We start from the raw sequence: 18,028 nt of genomic DNA, 5'->3' as shown, positions 1-18,028 counted from the left end.
GCATGTCGATGTCGGCGCCGGCGAGCGTGCCGTCTGCCAGGGTGAGCCGGCCGTCACGGCGATAGACCGCACGACCATTGAGGTCGAAGCCGGTGCTGTCGGTGCCGATGGTCGACATGGCATCGGTGACGAGGAAGATATGGGCCGGGCCTTGTTTGGCGGCGAGCGCCACCTGCATGGTGACCGGATCGACATGGAAGCCGTCGGCGATCAGGCCACAATGCAGCGCTGGCGAAGAAAGGCCGGCGCCGACCAGACCTGGCTCGCGGTTGCCGAGCTGGCTCATGGCGTTGAACAGATGGGTTACCAGCGTTGCGCCCGCATCGACATATGCTGCGATTGCTGCGCATTCGGAATCGGTGTGGCCGAGACTGATGTGGTAGCCGGCCGCGACGAGGCGGCGGACCTGATCAGGCGTGACGCTTTCCGGGGCCACGGTCATCATAGCTAGGCCGAATTTGCCGGCCTTGCTCTCCAGATAGACGAGATCGTCTTCGGTCATCGGTCGGATCAAGGCTGGATCGTGGGTTCCCTTGCGGGCGACCGAGAGATGCGGGCCTTCCAGATGCAGGCCGAGGAAACCCGGCACAGCATCTTGCGCCGCCTGGCAACCGGCCTCGACTGCGGTGTTGCGGATGGCAGGAACATCGGTGATCAGGGTGACCATCAGGGCCGTCGTGCCGAAACGGGCATGGGCTGCACAGATCGTCTCGATACCAGTGACATCCGGCTGGTTGTTGAACAGCACGCCACCGCCGCCGTTGACCTGCAGATCGATGAAGCCCGGTGCAATCAGGCCGTTGCCGACCGGAAGCGTCTTCATGCCGGCCGGCAGTTTCGATTGTGGCATGACGGCGCCGACTTTGCTGCCGTCGACGACAAGAGCTGCGTCCTGGTGAAAGTTCTGACCATCGAAGATGCGGCTGGCGGTTATGGCGAAAACGGCAGTCATCGGGTCTGGGTGACTTTCTTAAGGGCGACGGGTTTATCGGGATTGAAGCCCCTTGCACGCGAAAGCGATTCGACCATGCCATAATAGGGAACGATCAGCATCAGCGCATCGGTCAAAGGATGGCCGGTCTCGATAAACGGCAGGCGGTTTGCGCAGTCGGTTTTGTCGGAGGTGATGAAGCAGGCGGCATTGTTGGAGGCCAGGTTCGACATGGTCTGGGCAATCGAGGCTTCCGCCTTGTCACGGGCGGCAAATCCGACGACCGGGAAATTCTTGCCGACGATCGAGACCGGGCCGTGCAGGACTTCGGCAGAGGAATAGGCCTCTGCGTGCAGTTCACAGGTTTCCTTGCATTTCAGCGCCGCTTCCGCAGCAATCGCCAGCGCTGGGCCACGGCCGAGCATATAGAGGGAGTCTGCATTGGTCAGCGGCTCGATCAGCGCGCTCCAGTCGAGCTCGAGCGCCTGCGAAAAATGCTCCGGCAGGCGAGAGACTGCGCTTTCCAGCTCCTTGTCTTCGCTCCAGCCGGCGATGATGGCGAGACCTGCGACAATCGAATTGACGAAAGACTTGGTCGCCGCGACCGCGATTTCCGGGCCGGCCTTGATGTCGACGGCGATGGTTGCAGCGTCGCCAAGCGGCGAGGGCAGCGTGTTGACCAGGCTGATCGTTGTCGCGCCGCCAAGCCTGGCACCGCGCATCATGGCAACGATATCCGGGCTTGCACCGGATTGCGACACGGCAAAGGCCGCAGCGTTTTTCAGCTTCATCGGCGCTTCGTAGATGGATGCCAGCGACGGGCCGAGGGACGCCACCGGCAGGCCGAGCTGCAGTTCGATGGCATATTTGAGGAAATAGGCCGCATGGTCGGACGATCCGCGGGCGATCGTCACGACGACGCTGGGATCCTTTTGGCGCAGCGCATCCGCGCATGCGCCGATGGCTTCAGACGATTCCTTCAGAAGGCGCGCTGCGGCTGCCGGGATCTCGTCGATTTCTTCTCGCATTTTCGTCAGCATTGCAGGTCTTTCAAGGTTCGGCGTCACGGAGATCCGATGCTCAGTTCCGCGACCAGGTCATAGGCGTCGCTGCGGTAGAGCGCGCGCGACATTTCCATCACGCGGCCGGTTTCAAGATAGGCGATACGTTGGACGGACAGCGCGGCGGAGCCCTGGGGCACGCCAAGCAGCTTGGTCTCGTCATCCCTCAGGATGACGGCAGAGATGCGCTGGTTGGCACGTACCGGGGTGATGCCGCTCTGACGCAGATGGAGATAGAGGGAATCGTCCATGGCATCCGGATCTGGCAGGATATCGTCGGGAAGGCTGGTGCGTTCCAGCGCGATGGGCATGTCATTGGCGGTGCGAATGCGCTCGATGCGGGCGACCCTCGCGCCGCCGACCAGACCCAGCATCATGGTTTCCTCTGCGGTCGGAAAATATAGCCCACGGTCGATCCAGTGCGATCCCGCCGTCATGCCGCGCCGGCGCATGTCCTCGGTGAACGAGGTGAGCTGGCTCAGAGGTTGTTGCATGCGCGGCACAGGCTTGACGACGAACGTGCCGGAGCCGCGCCGCCGAACGAGCAGTCCGTCGTTGACCAGGTCGTCAATGGCTTTGCGCACGGTGACGCGACTGATCGCGGCCGCGTCGGCAATGTCGCGTTCGGCAGGCAGCGCATCGCCGTGCTTCAGGCGACCGGAGGACACGGCGTCCTCAATCATCTTGCGAAGCTTGACATAAAGCGGACCGCCACGAACGGCCTGCAGCTGATCCAGCGGAAGGGTCGCGCTCATGGGTGATCCTTACCGAAACGATGGCAAGCGGGCCAACAGCCACCGGAAGCGCAATCCACGCTTTTCGCTATCCGCATTTCTCGAGCCTCCCAATGTAAGTTGCTTAAAAAGATACCAACCAAGCACCTATTTCGCAAATGGTTTCATCACTTGAATGCCAAAAACCTGTTGCTGCCAGAAATATCGCCGTAAAATCATCTATTTATCAATAATTCAGGCGTTTCGGGCGAATCTCGCTGGACGATTGGCATTTATTTGGTATCGTTTGTTAACTTTTGAACTGCCGAGGCATGTCTGTCCGTCGTTCGAGGGTGTGTGTGCCTGATCAGGTTGTTGTGCGTCGGCGACGATGTATCCTTGATCGATCGGGGTGAGGCCGGGAGGTTATCGCGATATCGAGTGCATGAAAAGGATTTTCATAAGTTGATGAAAATTTCCACTAGATGTTGACGATCGCCGGTTTCTGACGCAGTCTAAGAAAAATAATTGCGAAAGCAGGGGAATAGCACATGAAGGTTGCCGTTATCGGGCTCGGATTCCGCCTCGGCTACCTGGGCCGGATGTTCAAGGAGCTCGATCCAGATTTCCAGATCGTCGGATATGTCGATCCGGCTCCGGCTGGGATGTCGACCTTGGCTGAGAACGGCATCTCGCCGGGCAAGGCCTATGACACGCCCGAAGCGCTGATCGCCGGTGAGGTTTTCGACCTTCTGATGATCGGTTCGCCCAACCATCTTCATTTGGACCATATCCGTCTTGGTCTCGAGGCCGGGCTGACGGTGTTTACCGAAAAGCCGATTGTTACGACCATCGAGGAGAGCTACGCGCTGGCCTCATTGCTGCACACCCATGGCCATGACCGCCTGCTGGTCGGTCTGGTACTGCGCTATTCGCCTCTATATCGCGATCTGCGCAAGGCGCAGGCGGAAGGCAAGCTTGGCGACGTCGTGTCGATCGAGGCATCCGAGCATATCCAGCCCTATCATGGCGCATTCTTCATGCGCGACTGGCGCCGTTACGGCCAGTATGCCGGCGGTTTCATGCTGGAAAAGTGCTGCCACGACCTCGACCTTTATAACGGCGTGGTCGGCGCACGCCCGCGTTTCGTCGCCAGCTTTGGTGGCCGCAAGAGTTTTGTGCCGTCGAACGCGCCGGAAAATCACGGCGTCAACGATATGGAAGTCTATCATCGCAAGCCGAGCGGCTGGATGGGTTCCGACAAGGTGTTTGACAGCGATGGCGACATCATCGATTTCCAGACCGCGATCGTCGAATACGAGAACGGCGCGTCGATGACCTTCCATACCAATCTCAATGTTCCGGACGAGTTCCGTCGCTTCTGCGTCATGGGCTCGAAGGGCATGGCGGAAGGCGATTTCGTCCGTGGCTTCATGGATGTGCATGATGCGCGCACCAATGAGAAGCTGATTGCCAACACCTATTCCGCGCCTTCGGCAACGTCGCATCACTACGGTGCAGACGAGCAGATGGCGGAAGATGTTCTCGCTTTCGTTCGCACGGGGGCCAAGCAGCCGGTTTCGGCAATCGACGCGCTCGAAGCTGGCATGCTGGCTCTGGCGATGGACGAAGCTCGCCTCGGCCGCAAGGTTATCGACATGAAACCGGTATTCGAGCATTTCGATGCCTGCCTTCACGGCACGAGCCAGGGCATTGCCCAGGCTAAGTCAGCTTAAGGGGCGATGTGATGCAAGCCAGACGAAGCGCTGTCATCTTTGCCTGGCTGCTGATTGCGCCGGCTCTTCTCTATATCACCGTCATCGTCGCCTATCCGCTGGTCGACACCTTCATCCTGTCCTTCACCGATGCCTCGTTGAAGAAGACAAGCAATTGGGTCGGATGGGTCAATTACGAGAAGATCTTCAATGACACCTTCGGCACGGTTATCGTCCGGACCTTCATCTGGACCTTCTTTTCGGTGTCGATCAAAATGATCATCGGTACCTTCGGGGCCGCGATGTTGAATTCTGCGGTACCCGGCCGGACGCTGTTTCGGATCTTGACGATGCCGCCATGGATCGTGCCGATGGCCATCGGTATCTTCATGTGGGGCTGGATGTATAACGGCCAGTTCGGCATGATTTCCGGCGTACTCCAGCGCATGGACGTGGTTGATGGCCCCGTCGCCTTCCTTGCCTATGGATCGACCGCCTTCTGGGCAACGGTGTTTACCGACGTGTGGATCGGCGTGCCGATGGTGACGCTCTACATGATGGCGGCGATGCAGGCGATCCCCCAGGATCTTTACGAAGCGGCGTGGACAGATGGTGCCGGTCGTTCCTATCGATTCCGTCGCATCACCCTGCCGATGATCCTGCCCGCCATGATCACCATGTCGATGATTTCCCTTATTTCGACCTTCAACTCGTTCGACATCATCTGGATCCTGACCCGCGGCGGCCCGAGCGGTGAGACGACGACGATGATCATCGACACCTATCACACGGCGATCGGGTCGAAGAAATACGGCGAGGGTGCGGCACGCGCCGTGCTGATCTGCATCTTCCTGTCGATCTTCTGCTTTGCCTATTTCCGCGTCACGAGCCGGCTTTCCCAGGAGCACGCACGATGAGCTACGACAAGACAGCCCTCATCAATCGCTACAAGTGGTATGAACTCGTCGGTATCTATGCAGGCATCGCCGTCTTCCTGACCTTTGTGCTCGCACCCTTCGTTGAAGGTTTCCTGGTTTCGCTGAAGCCGCTCAGCCAGCTGTTTTCCTCGCCTTATCGGTTCTTTCCGGAAAACGGCTCTTTCGAGGCCTATCGTACTATGTGGGTGAGCGTTCCTGGCTTTGCCCGCTACATCTTCAATTCGTTCTTCATCTCCACAGTCGCCACCGTCATCGTGCTCATTCTGGTGGTGCCGGCGTCCTACGCTTTTGCGCGATTCGAGTTCAAAGGCAGCGGCCAGCTGCTCGGGGCATTCCTCGCCGTCAACATGTTCTCAGGTGCCGTATTGCTCATTCCGCTCTTCCGCCTGATGCGATCGATGGGTGTGCTCAACACCTATTTCGCCATGATCGTGCCGGGTGTCGCCTTCCTCATCCCGACTGCCATCTGGCTGTTGCGCACCTATATGCTGCGCATTCCGCGCGAGTTGGAGGAGGCGGCCTATGTCGACGGTGCTGGCTATTTCTACACCTTCCGGCGCGTCGTCCTGCCGCTCGCCACGCCGGGCATCGCCGTGGTCGCGATCACGACCTTCATTGGCGCCTATGCACAGCAGTTCATCTTCGCGCTCACCTTCAACTCCAAGACGGAATACATGCCGCTGCCGATCGGGCTGTTCGCCTATTTCGGCCGCCAGGAAGTGGTGTGGAACGAATTGATGGCCGCAAGCTTCGTCGGCATCGCACCCGCGATGATCGTCATCTTCTTCCTGCAGCGCTATCTCGTCAGCGGTCTGACCGCCGGGGCGATCAAGTAAGGCTGCCAATAAAATTCGGGCCAACCGGACGCTTCAACCTGTCAACAAAGGGGAACTATCGATGACAAGAAAACTGACCATGCTTGCAGGCTCTTTTGCCCTGCTGGCCAGCTCGGCACTGACCACGCTGGCTGCCGACCAGGAAATCTCCTGGATCTATTGCGGCGACAAGATCGACCCGATCCATGAGAAGTATATCAAGGAATGGGAAGGCAAGAACGAAGGCTGGAAGGTCACGCCGGAAGTTGTTGGCTGGGAACAGTGCCAGGACAAGGCAACGACGCTCGCCGTCGCCGGCACGCCGGTCGGCATGGCCTATGTCGGCTCGCGCACGCTGAAGGAATTCGCCCAGAACGACCTGATCGTTCCGGTTCCGATGACCGACGACGAAAAGGCATCCTACTATCCGAACATCGTCGACACCGTGACCTTCGAGGACACGCAGTGGGGCGTTCCGGTCGCCTTCTCGACCAAGGCACTCTACTGGAACAAGGACCTGTTCAAGGCCGCCGGCCTTGACCCGGAAACCCCGCCGAAGACCTGGGCCGAAGAAATCGCCTTTGCCAAGCAGATCAAGGAAAAGACCGGTACTGCCGGTTACGGCCTGCCGGCCAAGACCTTCGACAACACCATGCACCAGTTCATGCACTGGGTTTACACCAACAACGGCAAGGTCATCGACGGCGACAAGGTCGTGATCGACAGCCCTGAAGTTCTCGCAGCCCTCCAGGCCTACAAGGACATCACGCCTTATTCCGTCGAAGGCGCGACCGCCTATGAGCAGAACGAAATCCGCGCCATCTTCCTCGACGGCAAGGTCGGCATGATCCAGGCCGGCTCGGGTGCTGCTGCCCGTCTCAAGGAAACCAAGGTCAACTGGGGCGTTGCCGCTCTGCCGCTCGGCCCTGCCGCCAAGGGCGAAGGCACGCTGCTGATCACCGACAGCCTGGCCGTGTTCAAGGGTTCCGGCGTTGAAGAAAAGGCGATCGAATTCGCCAAGTTCATCACTTCGCCGGGTCCGCAGGGCGAATACGAACTGCAGGGCGGCGCTGGCCTCACGCCGTTGCGTCCGTCGCCTAAGGTTGACGAATTCGTCAAGGCCGACCCGTCGTGGAAGCCGTTCATCGACGGTATCGCTTTCGGTGGTCCTGAGCCACTGTTCACCGACTACAAGGGCTTCCAGAACGTCATCATCGAACTGGTCCAGTCCGTCGTCACCGGCAAGGCTGAACCGGCCGATGCTCTGAAGAAGGCTGCCGGCGAGCTCGAGCAGTATAAATAATCTCGGGCAACCGAGGCTCCGCGGGCCGGTTTCGGCCTGCGGTTTTCGATTGATGATGAATTGGCCGGTCCAGTCATTTGGCCGGCGCACGGGGACAGAAGTCGTGGGACAGCTATTTCTCAACAAGGTGCGAAAGTCGTTCGGACATTTCGACGTGATCAAGGGTGTCAGCCTCGAGGTCAAGGACGGCGAGTTCGTTGTCTTCGTCGGCCCGTCCGGCTGCGGCAAGTCCACGCTTCTCAGGATGATCGCGGGTCTTGATGACACGTCAGATGGCGACATTGTCATTGCCGGGGAGCGGGTCAACGACAAGCCGCCGGTCGAACGCGGCATTGCCATGGTCTTCCAGTCCTACGCACTCTATCCACATATGTCCGTCTTCGAGAACATTGCTTTCCCACTCAGAGTCGAGAAACTGCCCGAAGAGACGATCCGCGAAAAGGTTGGCGCGGTGGCGAAAATCCTCAAGCTTGACCAGCGCCTCGAGCAGCGTCCGGGCCAACTGTCCGGCGGCCAGCGCCAGCGCGTGGCGATCGGCCGTGCGATCGTGCGCGAGCCGAAGATCTTCCTCTTCGACGAACCGTTGTCGAACCTCGACGCTGCTCTGCGCGCCGACATGCGTATCGAGTTGACTAAGCTGCACAGCGATCTGAAGGCAACCATGATCTACGTGACCCACGATCAGATCGAGGCCATGACCATGGCTGATCGCATCGTCGTGCTGAATGCTGGCGATATCGCCCAGGTTGGCGCGCCGCTCGAACTCTATCACAAGCCGCAGAACATTTTCGTTGCCGGCTTTATCGGCAATCCGAAGATGAACTTCGTGCCGGTGACCTGCACCTCCATCGATCCGATCGGCGTGACCGTTTCCTATGAAGGCCAGAGCGTTACCCTGCCCGTCGAACCGCGGGCCGACCTTGTTGGCCAGACACTGACACTCGGCATTCGGCCGGAGCACACAACGCTGGCGCGGGGCGACGTCAACATCACCGTACTTCCGTCGGTCATCGAGCGGTTGGGCATCAATACGATCGCTTATGCCGCCCTGCCATCAGGCGAACCTTATTGCGCGCTGCTGCCGGGATCGGCACCCGTGCGTGCGGAAGAGCCTCTGGTCACCGGCATCATGGCAGCGGACTGCCATTTGTTCGACGGCAATGGTCAGGCGCTGGAGCGTCAGGTCGATTGGCGCACACTGGAACTTCCGGCGGCGGTCACCGCTGCCGAATAAGACTTTGTTTCAGGTCCCCCGACCTAAACTCTGGTCCGCCTTCGGGCGGGCCATTTTTTTGTTTGTGCCGAGAAGTGCCTCACGGAAAGCCCTGATACTGTGGCAGATCGTCGTTGATGTCGTACCACGGTGCTTTCGATCCGACGAAGATATGCATGGTGGGACGGGCCGAGGGTGCGTCCATCAGCGTTCCCATCGGGATATGGATCTTCACGCCGCCGTTTTCGGCGATCCAGGAATAGACCAGTGATCCGCATGTTCGACAGTGGAGGTCATGGATGCCATCCGGATCGCCGTGGGTGAACAGTTCCTTCTTGCCGTTGACAATCCTGAAATCATCCGGATTTAGGCCCGCGATGGGCTTGAACGCCGAGCCTGTGGTTCGGCGGCATTTCGAGCAATGGCAATTGAGCGCATAGAGGAAACGATCTTCGGACTCGTATTCCACGGCACCGCACATGCAGCCGCCACGTAGCGGCTTGGCTCGGGGTTTCTGATCTTTGTCCGACATGAGTGATCCTCCCGCCGCGGAGGCTAACTGAAGATCGATCTGTGCCGCAACCGAAACCTTGCTACCAGACGAGGCCGCGGGCGGCGACGTTTTCGACCCTGGTGACCAAACCATTGCGATGGAAAGTCATACTGTCAAACAGGTTGGAGATGACGCAGGTGTGGTTCGGCACGATGCGCACCTTTTCGCCGATCTCGGGGCGTTTGCCTTCCACCTTGGAGAGGTCGACCGTGCCATGCTCCTCCGACAGGCCGGTGATCGACGCCTGCGGATATTCGACGATCAGGCCGAAATCGGAAAAGCCGAGAAGATCCGAAGTCAGCGTCTTGGAGCCGGCATCGAGAATGGCGCGGTCGGCGGTCGGGCGCGAGACCACGGTCGCCAGAATGTGCATGGCGCAATCTTCCAGCGTGCAGTGTCCCGCCCGGACCATCGAGCGATCGTTGTAGATATAGGTTCCCGCCCGGTGCTCCGTGGCCGAGGGGACGAGATGGGCGGAGAACAGGCTTGGCGAGCCGCCATTCGAAACGATCGGGCAAGCGATGCCGGATGCTGCGAGCGTGGCAATGGTTTCGGCAAAAAAGGCTTCGACCTCTGCCTCGCTGTTGGCCTTGGGATAGGTCAGCAGGCCGGCGAAGGTCAGTGATGTTGTGGCCACGATCATCTGCGCCAATGCCACGGCCTCGGCCGGGGTCTGTACGCCGCAGCGACCGCCACCGGTATCGCATTCGACCAGGACGGTCAGCGGTCGGCGGCCGGTGAAATAGGCAGCCAGTCCCTGCACCGTGATGACGCTGTCGGCGACGACCTTGAGACCCGAAATGCGATCGTTCAACGCGGCAAGGCGTTCGAGCTTTTCATTGCCGAGAATGTTGAAGGTGATCAGCAGGTCTTCGAAACCGGCGTCGGCAAACGCTTCCGCCTCGGTGATCTTCTGGCAATTGACGCCTCTCGCTCCGGCCTCGACCTGGGCCTTGGCGATCGAGGGGATCTTGTGGGTCTTGATATGCGGGCGAAAGGCAATGCCGCTGGCGTCCATATAGGACTGGACGCGGGCGATGTTGGTCTCCAGGCGGCTTTCATCGATCAGGGGCAGGGGCGTCGACAAAGAATGCAGCGGTGCGCCGATTTTTGGGCGAAGATCAAGCATCAGGCGGCCTCATGTCCTTCAGGTGTATCATGCGGATCGGCCATGATCGGCCATATGTCATGGCGTACACGACGATAGGCGGTCTTGGCCGGGTTGTTTGGATAAGGCGTGCCGGCCGAGCAATACAATATCTCGGAGGCAATCTTTGAAAAGGCCGCGTAGAAGTGATTGGTCGATTTGATCACCAGGATGTGCTTTTGCGTCGGATCGATGCCGAGCGCGGTGAACAGCGACGGATCGTAGCTCTGGACGCGCACGCTGCTCAGGATGATATCGATCCCGTTCAAATGAATATGGGCCGCATCGCCGAATGGCGCGACGCTTTCGCCGAAATGCATCTCGGCATTCGGCACCACCTTGACCACTTTCACCAAGCCGTCGATCGGATTGCCGGTGCCGGGCGCGGATTTCGCGCCGAACCGCAGCGGAATTTCTGCGCCTTCTCCGGCCGCCATGCAGATCTGCACGGCAACCGGGTCCCAGATCATGCCGACGGCGACATTGGTGATGCCCTGCGCCAGTATTTCTGCCAGGACAACGGTTGCATCGCCTGCCGTGCCGCCGCCGGGATTGTCCCACATGTCGGCGAGCACCACCGGGCCATTGGGATAGGCAGCAGCGCGGGCAACGGCTTCCCGTTCGTCGATCTGCGGCATCATAAAGGTGCCGCGCTTGGAGAACAGGTCGAGACCGAGTTCGCGGGCAAGCGCTGCCCCCTTGTCCGGCCTTGCATTGGTCACTGCGATGGTCTTGGTGCCCATTTCCGGGACGTCACCTGCCATGAAACCATGGATGACTGATAGCGAGAGCACATCGTCATCTTCGTTTTCGATGGCCATAAGCCTGTCAACAAAGCTGCGCATCGGCTCGCGCGACGTCGGGAAGACGTCGATCATCCGGCAGTCGAAGACCGACATGGCGGGTTTCACGCGGCCCTCCAGCGTGTCGACGGCGATGGCCCACAGATCTTCAGCGCGATCGACGAAGTCGGTATGGGGAAATTCCTTGAAGACGACGAAGAAATCGGCGGCGGCAACACGCTTGGCGGTCAGATGGCTGTGCGGATCCAGTTCGGCGCAGAGAAGAATGTCCGGACCGATAATCTCGCGGATACGAGTGAGCAAATCGCCTTCCGGATCGATGTAGCCGTCGGCGACCATGGCGCCATGAAGGCCGAGCACAACGGCATTGACCGGCATGGCGGTTTTCAACTGCTCGAGGATCTCGTCGCGCAGGCCTTCATAGGCCTGCCTGTTGATGAGGCCTGCCGGATCGGCCCAGGTCGCCGTGCCTTCGATCAGCGTCCAGCCTTTCTGTGCGCAGACCTTGCGACCGACAGTGATCGGCGCCGTGCACAATGTTGGCGTTTCCGGATGCTGCCCGGGTGCTGCATAGAGCGACTCTTCGAAGGCGCGCCGGTCGATGCAGATCGGAGAGAAGGTGTTAGTTTCCGTTGCAAGAGCGGCTGTGAAGATGCGCACGGGCTGGCTTTCTGATCTGTTGTCGAGGCGGACGGTGTCTTAACCCATCGGGTTGGGCAGGTAGCCGGTGAAGCCGGAGATCTTCCAGCGACCCTCGTGCAGGCGGCAATAATAGAGCGTCTGCCACTTCATCACGTCGAAGCTACCGTCGGCCTTCTTGATGCCGCCGTCGAACTTCTTGCGTACCAGCGCCGTTTCGCCTTCGACTTCAATCACTTCCAGGGTCGTGGTGGTGAAGATCGCGTTGCGCGTGTCTTCGCCATAACTTTCGCCGGCAAATTCCTTCGCCTGTTTCAGCCATTCGTGGCGATAGGCTGCGAGATTGGGGAAGGCAAGACGCCAGTTGTCGGGATTGGCGTCGCGATTGCCGCTGATACCGAGAAAGCCTTCCTCCACAAAGTCGCCTGCGACCATGTCCCAGTCGGCTGCGAGAAAGGCGTCGATATCGCGTGTGACCAGCATCTCCCAGATGCTGTGGCGCGCTGTGTCGCTTTCAGGAAAGGGATTTTTGAACGGATCGCGCATTCTGGGTCTCGCCTTTAAAATCTTTTCATAAATGCTGTTTTTCTCTGGTCAAATTCGGTTTTTTATGGTCGTTTGTCAACGATCGAAGAAAATAATTTGCATGGAGAGCCCAATGACGATCAAACGTTACGGCGCTGAAAAAGCCGGTGCGGGTGGGCAGCGTCTTCCGTTCGCGCGTGCTGTCGAAGCAGATGGCTGGTTGCACGTGTCCGGGCAGGTCGCCATGGAAAATGGCGAAATCATCAATGGTGGCATTGTCGAGCAGACTCACAAGACGATCGCCAATGTGATCGAGATCCTGCACGAGGCGGGTTATGACGTCGAGCATGTCGTGCGCTGCGGTGTCTGGCTCGACGATCCGCGCGATTTCTGGACCTTCAACAAGATCTACCAGCAATATTTCGGCGAACATCCGCCGGCGCGTGCCTGCGTGCAGGCGTCGATGATGGTCGATTGCAAGGTCGAGATTGACTGCATAGCCTATAAATCTCCGAAATAGGGTTGAGGGCAGGCTGTTGGATATCTTTGCGACGATTCAGGAAGAGGGGCCGCAGTTTTCGGCCTCCGAGCAACGCATCGCGGATATCCTGCTGACCCAGTTCGATTTCGCGGTGAATGCCTCGATTATCGAGCTTGCCGAGCGGGCCGAAGTTTCGCCGCCGACGGTGACGCGTTTCTGCCGGCGCCTCGGATGCCAGAGCTTCGCCGATTTCAAGGTCAATCTTGCCCGTACGGCCTATGTCGGCGTCCGCTACCTCAACCCGGAGGCCGAGAGCACCGAGCCGGCCGATGTCGCGACAGATGTGATAACCAAGGCGCAGAATGCGCTGTTCATGGTGCATCGGGCTCTCGATGCGGCGGTGCTGGAAAAGGTGGCCGATCGCGTATCGCGGGCCGAAATGGTCTATGCTTTCGGGTCGGGCGGCAATTCCTCGCTGATCGCCGGAGAGTTTCAGAACCGGCTGTTCCGGCTGGGGTCGCGCGTCAGCGTCAGTACCGACCATGGCCTGCAGCTGATGCTGACGGCGGCGGCGCGCTCCAATGATGTGATCATTGGCTCGTCGTTTTCCGGCCGCAACGCCGAACTGATTAAGTGCTTCAACCTAGCGCGCGAAAACGGCATCACCACGATCGCATTGACCCAGAGCGACAGCCCTGTGGCCAAGGCGGCCGAACTGGTGATCGGCATCGATCTGCCGGAAGGCGACAATATCTTCCGGCCGACCTCCACGCGGTTTGCCTATCTCGCAGTGGTCGACGTGATCGCGAGCCTGGTCGCCTATCGCAATCGCAAGCTTTCGCAGGTGACCCTGCGCCATATCAAGCAACAACTGGTCGAGCACCGCGACGGTGACGACCGCCAGCTTCTGGGAGACTGACCCTTGTCCAGCCTGTTCCTGCCGCTCTGTCCGAAGGCGGTCCGCTGATGTCCTCCATTGCTGTTGTAACCGGAGCCGCCGGCGATATCGGACGGGCGATTGCACTTCGACTTGCAGACAGTCACGACATCGTGGTCTTGGTGGACATCGATGTTGCTGCAGCGGAAAAGGCAGCGCGCGATCTTGGAACTGCAGAGCGCTTCGTGGCGCTTGGCTGCGATGTGACCAGCGAGGTAGAGCTTGCGGCACTGGCATCGAAGATCGCCGGGTTCGGGCTGGTGCACACGCTGGTCAACAATGCAGGCGCCGCTCGTGCTGTCAGCCTGCATGACACGGACGGCGATATCTGGCGCAAGGACAATGCGCTGAATCTTGAGGCGCCGTTCCTGTGCTTCAGGGCATTCGCCGACGCGCTGAAGCAATCGCAGGGATCGGTGGTCAACATCTCCTCAGTCAATGGCATGGCCGTGTTCGGCCATCCGGCGTATAGCGCGGCCAAGGCTGGTCTCATTCACCTGACCAAGCTGATTGCCGTTGAATACGGCAAGTTCGGCATCCGCGCGAATGCCGTGGCACCCGGCACGGTGCGCACGCAGGCCTGGGAGGCGCGGGCTGCGGCCAATCCGCAGGTCTTCGAGGAGGCCAAGCGCTGGTATGCGCTGCGACGGATCGCAACCGCTGAGGACATCGCCAATGCCGTGTTCTTCCTGGCGGGCGACCAGGCAGCGGCGATTACCGGCGTCTGCCTTCCGGTCGATTGCGGCCTGACCGCAGGCCAGGCGGAACTCGCGCGCACCTTCTCGCAATCCGAACACTACTGATCCAACGATAAGCCAGGGGAACCATCATGGCACCAGTCCTTTTCCGTCTTGAAAACGCTTGGCACCCGACTGAGGGTGGCCAGAACGGTCGTTTCACCTTCACGCTGGTCAACCTGTCCGACGCTGCCATCAGCGGCTTCAAGGTCGCTTATACGTCCCTGACCCGAGTCATCGACAAGGCGGCCTGCAGCAATGCTGTGTTCGTCAATCGCAATGCCAACTTCCATCAATTCGCGCCGCCGCAGGGTTTCGTGCTCGAGCCCGGCGCGTCCTGGCAGTTTACCGTGGCCGGGCTGCACCGGCCGGCAGTGCATCGCACGGACGGGGCGAAATCGGCCTATCTGACATTGGCAGACGGAAGCCACATGGCGGTGGCCGTGGCCGACCTAATGCTGGAGGGCCAGCATAGCGAGCCGGCACCGGCTCTCCTGCCGGAAGGCAGGGTCACCGAGCCCTTCGCCATGCTGCCCTGGCCGGCCGAGGCGATACTCGTCGCCGGTGATGGTTTTCCTGTTGCGCTTTATCCGGCCGAAGGTGCTTCGCTTGCCGAATTGCGCACGGTCGAAAATGCGCTCAGGCTGTTCTGCCGGCTGTTTTCCGTCGGACATGCGCCGCTTGCGCTCGCTACGGTGCATGAGGGACGTGCGCTACGTTTTGAAGAAAAGGCAAGCCTCGGCGCTTCGGCCTATCAGGTCACGTTTTCGACCAATGATATCAGCATTGCCTATGGCGATATCGCCGGGCTGCAATATGGCCTGACCATTCTCGTACAGATGCTGCATGGCGCACGCATCAAGCCGGATCTCTTCCGCTTCCCGGTTTCAGGTAGCATTTCAGACGCGCCGCGCTACGGCTGGCGCGGTTGCCATCTCGATGTCTCGCGCCAGTTCTATCCGACCCATGACGTCAAACGGCTGATCGACATTCTCGCCTGGTTCCGGATGAACATCTTCCACTGGCACCTGAGCGACGACGAAGCCTGGCGGCTTGAGATCAAGGCCTATCCGGAACTGACAACGCTCGGCGTTTTGCGCGGTCCTGACGAGCCGCTGCTGCCGCAACTCGGCAATGGCGCGGAGCCGGTCGGCGGCTTCTATAGCCAGGACGAAGTCAAGGATATCGTCGCGCATGCGATGGCACTGCATGTCGAAGTCATTCCGGAAATCGATATTCCCGGTCACAGCACGGCAACGCTTGTCGCTTTGCCGGACCTGATCGACGGACAGGAAGCACCAGACAGCTATCGTTCGGTACAAGGCTATCCCAACAATGCGCTCAACCCGGCGATCGAATATACCTACGAAGTGCTCGGCAAGGTGTTCGACGAGATGGTCGACCTCTTTCCCTCGGTGCTGATCCATATCGGCGGCGACGAGGTGGCGTCCAATACCTGGATGGCATCGCCGCTGGCGAAAAAGCTGATGGAAGACGAAGGCATCGAAGGCACGTTCGGCCTGCAGAGCTATTTCATGAAGCGCATCCAGCAGATGCTGGCCGAGCGCGGCAAAAATCTGGCCGGCTGGGACGAAGTCAGTCATGGCGGCGGCGTCGATCCGGAGGGCACATTGCTGATGGCCTGGCAGAAGCCGGAAGTCGGGCTGGAACTGGCGAAGCAGGGCTATGACGTCGTCATGACGCCGGGCCAGGCCTATTATCTCGACATGGTGCAGGCGACGCAGTGGCAGGAGCCGGGTGCTAGCTGGGCCGGCACCGTGCCGCCGCATCATACCTATACTTATGAAGCCGTGGCGGAATTTCCGGCGGAACTGGCGGCGCGCATGCGGGGCGTGCAGGCCTGCATCTGGTCGGAGCATTTTCTCAATCGCGACTATTTCAACCATCTCGTCTTCCCGCGCCTGCCGGCCATCGCCGAGGCAGCCTGGACGCCGAAGGAGCGGAAGGACTGGTTGCGTTTTGCCGCCATCGTCCCGCTCAGCCCGCGCTACTGAGGAGAGACCGACATGACTTTGCGTATCGCCGTTGGTGGCATTCACACCGAGTGCAGCACATCTTCGCCGGTCCTGATGCAGCCGGAAGATTTCCGCGTATTGCGTGGTGAGGAACTGCTGGGCGCCGAATATTTCAATTTCCTCGACGCCGAGGATATCGAGCATCACCCATTGCTGCATGCGCGTGCCGTTCCGGGTGGTCCGATCGCACGCGCCACATATGAAGGCTTCAAGGCGCAGTTCCTCGAACTTCTGAAGGATGCCCTGCCGGTGGACGGCGTCTATCTCGCCATGCATGGCGCGATGAATGTCGAAGGCATGGATGATGCGGAAGGCGACTGGATTTCCGCTGCGCGTGCCGTGGTCGGGCCTGATGTGCCGGTTGCCGCGAGCTATGATCTGCATGGCAACGTGACGCAGAAGATCATCGACCAGCTCGACATCTTCGCCGGTTATCGCACGGCACCGCATATCGACGTGCGCGAAACCATGGTGCGCGCCTGGTCGATGCTGGCGCGTGCGCTGACGACCGGCGAGAAGCCGGGGGTCGCCTGGGCTCCCGTGCCGGTGCTTCTGCCCGGAGAGCGGACTTCGACGGAAGACGAGCCGGCCAAGGGCCTTTATCTCAAGCTGCCGGAGCATGACAACATTGCCGGCATTTGGGATGCCAATCTGATGGTCGGTTATGTCTGGGCAGACGAACCTCGCGGTACCGCCTGTGCCGTTGTGACGGCCGACAACAAGGACGCCGCGGAAAAAGCGGCGGCCGCGATCGCACAGTCCTATTGGGACGCACGTTCCGATTTCCAGTTCGGACCCGTCACAGGTCCCTTGGAGGACATGCTGGATATTGCTGAAAAGGCGCAAACCCGACCGGTCATCCTGGCCGATTCCGGCGACAACCCGACCGGTGGCGGTGTCGGCGATCGGGCCGATGTTCTGAAGGCACTGATTGCCCGCAATTTCGACGGCGCTCTGGTCGGCGGTATTACCGACAGGCCGGCCGTGGAGGCCTGCTTTGCGGCTGGCGAGGGGGCGGAGATCAGCGTGAAAATTGGCGGCTCCCTCGACCCGGCCAGTCCGTTCGTCGAAACGACGGCAAAGGTGCTGCGGCTCGATGATACCGGCGTTCCGGCCGAGCGTCAGGCAGTGGTGACGATCGGTGGCATTACAGTTATTCTGGCGGCGAAACGCCGGCCGTATCACAACATTGCCGACTTCACCCGCCACGGGCTCGACCCGCAGACCGTCAGGCTTCTGGTGGTGAAATCAGGCTATCTGTCACCTGAACTGAGTCCGATCGCCAATCCCAATCTGATGGCGCTCACCGACGGGGTGATCAACCAGGATATCGAGGCTTTGCCGAGCAAACGTCGCCAGCAACCGACCTATCCCTTCGTCAAGGATTTCGAGTATACACCGCTGGTTCGCCTGTCCGCACGGTTCCCGGGCGCATAGCGAAGCATCTTTTGCGTGCTGCCTGAGGTGGCACGCTCCCTCCA

At 59.9% G+C, this 18,028-nt stretch carries 17 protein-coding genes; 10 read left to right on the top strand and 7 right to left on the bottom strand.

Features of this window, described 5'->3' with window-relative positions; translation table 11 throughout:
• The 3 genes from nagA to PDO_RS13940 all read right to left on the bottom strand — a co-directional run.
• Positions 1 to 952, bottom strand: a 952-nt coding sequence (gene nagA / locus PDO_RS13950) for an N-acetylglucosamine-6-phosphate deacetylase (protein WP_007602704.1), incomplete at its 3' end; no start/stop codon positions are given.
• Positions 949 to 1,971 carry an SIS domain-containing protein gene (locus PDO_RS13945; RefSeq protein ID WP_037074099.1) on the bottom strand — a complete coding sequence of 341 codons (1,023 nt, stop codon included), beginning with the start codon at positions 1,969 to 1,971 and terminating at the stop codon, positions 949 to 951. The genes nagA and PDO_RS13945, both read right to left, overlap by 4 nt.
• Before the next feature lie 23 nt (positions 1,972 to 1,994).
• Positions 1,995 to 2,747, bottom strand: a complete 753-nt coding sequence (locus PDO_RS13940; RefSeq protein WP_007602702.1) for a GntR family transcriptional regulator — start codon at positions 2,745 to 2,747, stop codon at positions 1,995 to 1,997.
• A gap of 509 nt (positions 2,748 to 3,256) precedes the next feature.
• Here PDO_RS13940 and PDO_RS13935 point away from each other — a divergent pair.
• From PDO_RS13935 to PDO_RS13915, 5 genes are all read left to right on the top strand, one after another.
• The gene (locus PDO_RS13935) at positions 3,257 to 4,441 is read left to right on the top strand and encodes a Gfo/Idh/MocA family protein (RefSeq protein ID WP_007602701.1); all 1,185 of its coding nucleotides are present in this window, start codon (positions 3,257 to 3,259) and stop codon (positions 4,439 to 4,441) included.
• Positions 4,442 to 4,452: 11 nt separating this feature from the next.
• Positions 4,453 to 5,337: a carbohydrate ABC transporter permease gene (locus PDO_RS13930; RefSeq protein ID WP_007602700.1), complete on the top strand. Its 885-nt coding sequence runs from the start codon at positions 4,453 to 4,455 to the stop codon at positions 5,335 to 5,337.
• Positions 5,334 to 6,194, top strand: a complete 861-nt coding sequence (locus tag PDO_RS13925) for a carbohydrate ABC transporter permease (RefSeq protein ID WP_007602699.1) — start codon at positions 5,334 to 5,336, stop codon at positions 6,192 to 6,194. Before PDO_RS13930 ends, PDO_RS13925 begins: the two co-directional genes overlap by 4 nt.
• A 61-nt stretch (positions 6,195 to 6,255) precedes the next feature.
• Positions 6,256 to 7,476, top strand: a complete 1,221-nt coding sequence (locus PDO_RS13920; protein ID WP_007602698.1) for an extracellular solute-binding protein — start codon at positions 6,256 to 6,258, stop codon at positions 7,474 to 7,476.
• A 103-nt stretch (positions 7,477 to 7,579) separates the two neighbouring features.
• Positions 7,580 to 8,710: an ABC transporter ATP-binding protein gene (locus tag PDO_RS13915; protein ID WP_037074120.1), complete on the top strand. Its 1,131-nt coding sequence runs from the start codon at positions 7,580 to 7,582 to the stop codon at positions 8,708 to 8,710.
• Positions 8,711 to 8,789: 79 nt separating this feature from the next.
• On the opposite strand, the gene PDO_RS13910 is transcribed toward PDO_RS13915, so the two are convergent.
• The 4 genes from PDO_RS13910 to PDO_RS13895 form a co-directional block, all read right to left on the bottom strand.
• Positions 8,790 to 9,221 (bottom strand): GFA family protein, encoded by a 432-nt coding sequence (locus PDO_RS13910; protein WP_007602696.1) that lies wholly within the window; start codon positions 9,219 to 9,221, stop codon positions 8,790 to 8,792.
• A 61-nt stretch (positions 9,222 to 9,282) separates the two neighbouring features.
• A complete protein-coding gene (locus PDO_RS13905) occupies positions 9,283 to 10,371 on the bottom strand; it encodes a D-TA family PLP-dependent enzyme (RefSeq protein ID WP_007602695.1) in 1,089 nt (362 codons plus the stop codon).
• Positions 10,371 to 11,852 (bottom strand): M81 family metallopeptidase, encoded by a 1,482-nt coding sequence (locus PDO_RS13900; RefSeq protein WP_007602694.1) that lies wholly within the window; start codon positions 11,850 to 11,852, stop codon positions 10,371 to 10,373. Before PDO_RS13900 ends, PDO_RS13905 begins: the two co-directional genes overlap by 1 nt.
• 39 nt (positions 11,853 to 11,891) lie before the next feature.
• The gene (locus PDO_RS13895) at positions 11,892 to 12,377 is read right to left on the bottom strand and encodes a hypothetical protein (protein ID WP_007602693.1); all 486 of its coding nucleotides are present in this window, start codon (positions 12,375 to 12,377) and stop codon (positions 11,892 to 11,894) included.
• A 112-nt stretch (positions 12,378 to 12,489) separates the two neighbouring features.
• Between PDO_RS13895 and PDO_RS13890 the strand changes: the two genes are divergently transcribed.
• The 5 genes from PDO_RS13890 to PDO_RS13870 are packed head-to-tail and all read left to right on the top strand — an operon-like array spanning position 12,490 to position 17,984.
• Complete coding sequence (locus PDO_RS13890; RefSeq protein ID WP_007602692.1) at positions 12,490 to 12,876, top strand: RidA family protein; 387 nt, start codon at positions 12,490 to 12,492, stop codon at positions 12,874 to 12,876.
• A 16-nt stretch (positions 12,877 to 12,892) separates the two neighbouring features.
• The gene (locus PDO_RS13885; RefSeq protein ID WP_007602683.1) at positions 12,893 to 13,756 is read left to right on the top strand and encodes a MurR/RpiR family transcriptional regulator; all 864 of its coding nucleotides are present in this window, start codon (positions 12,893 to 12,895) and stop codon (positions 13,754 to 13,756) included.
• 47 nt (positions 13,757 to 13,803) lie between these two features.
• The gene (locus PDO_RS13880; protein ID WP_007602682.1) at positions 13,804 to 14,577 is read left to right on the top strand and encodes an SDR family oxidoreductase; all 774 of its coding nucleotides are present in this window, start codon (positions 13,804 to 13,806) and stop codon (positions 14,575 to 14,577) included.
• 26 nt (positions 14,578 to 14,603) lie between these two features.
• Positions 14,604 to 16,526 (top strand): beta-N-acetylhexosaminidase, encoded by a 1,923-nt coding sequence (locus tag PDO_RS13875; RefSeq protein ID WP_007602675.1) that lies wholly within the window; start codon positions 14,604 to 14,606, stop codon positions 16,524 to 16,526.
• 18 nt (positions 16,527 to 16,544) lie between these two features.
• Positions 16,545 to 17,984 carry a M81 family metallopeptidase gene (locus PDO_RS13870; RefSeq protein ID WP_037074116.1) on the top strand — a complete coding sequence of 480 codons (1,440 nt, stop codon included), beginning with the start codon at positions 16,545 to 16,547 and terminating at the stop codon, positions 17,982 to 17,984.
• Positions 17,985 to 18,028 lie beyond the last annotated feature (44 nt).

The organism is Rhizobium sp. PDO1-076 (genome assembly GCF_000247475.1).
Classification (GTDB): Bacteria; Pseudomonadota; Alphaproteobacteria; order Rhizobiales; family Rhizobiaceae; genus Allorhizobium.
Note: the sequence above shows the minus strand (reverse complement) of the source record. Positions and strands in the feature narration are given on the sequence as shown.

Coding starts and splice junctions, on each gene's coding strand:
- PDO_RS13890 (WP_007602692.1), top strand. CDS start 12,490: ATGACGATCAAACGTTACGGCGCTGAAAAAGCCGGTGCGGGTGGGCAG.
- PDO_RS13910 (WP_007602696.1), bottom strand. CDS start 9,221: ATGTCGGACAAAGATCAGAAACCCCGAGCCAAGCCGCTACGTGGCGGC.
- PDO_RS13935 (WP_007602701.1), top strand. CDS start 3,257: ATGAAGGTTGCCGTTATCGGGCTCGGATTCCGCCTCGGCTACCTGGGC.
- PDO_RS13925 (WP_007602699.1), top strand. CDS start 5,334: ATGAGCTACGACAAGACAGCCCTCATCAATCGCTACAAGTGGTATGAA.
- PDO_RS13940 (WP_007602702.1), bottom strand. CDS start 2,747: ATGAGCGCGACCCTTCCGCTGGATCAGCTGCAGGCCGTTCGTGGCGGT.
- PDO_RS13880 (WP_007602682.1), top strand. CDS start 13,804: ATGTCCTCCATTGCTGTTGTAACCGGAGCCGCCGGCGATATCGGACGG.
- PDO_RS13920 (WP_007602698.1), top strand. CDS start 6,256: ATGACAAGAAAACTGACCATGCTTGCAGGCTCTTTTGCCCTGCTGGCC.
- PDO_RS13930 (WP_007602700.1), top strand. CDS start 4,453: ATGCAAGCCAGACGAAGCGCTGTCATCTTTGCCTGGCTGCTGATTGCG.
- PDO_RS13895 (WP_007602693.1), bottom strand. CDS start 12,377: ATGCGCGATCCGTTCAAAAATCCCTTTCCTGAAAGCGACACAGCGCGC.
- PDO_RS13875 (WP_007602675.1), top strand. CDS start 14,604: ATGGCACCAGTCCTTTTCCGTCTTGAAAACGCTTGGCACCCGACTGAG.
- PDO_RS13945 (WP_037074099.1), bottom strand. CDS start 1,971: ATGCTGACGAAAATGCGAGAAGAAATCGACGAGATCCCGGCAGCCGCA.
- PDO_RS13905 (WP_007602695.1), bottom strand. CDS start 10,371: ATGCTTGATCTTCGCCCAAAAATCGGCGCACCGCTGCATTCTTTGTCG.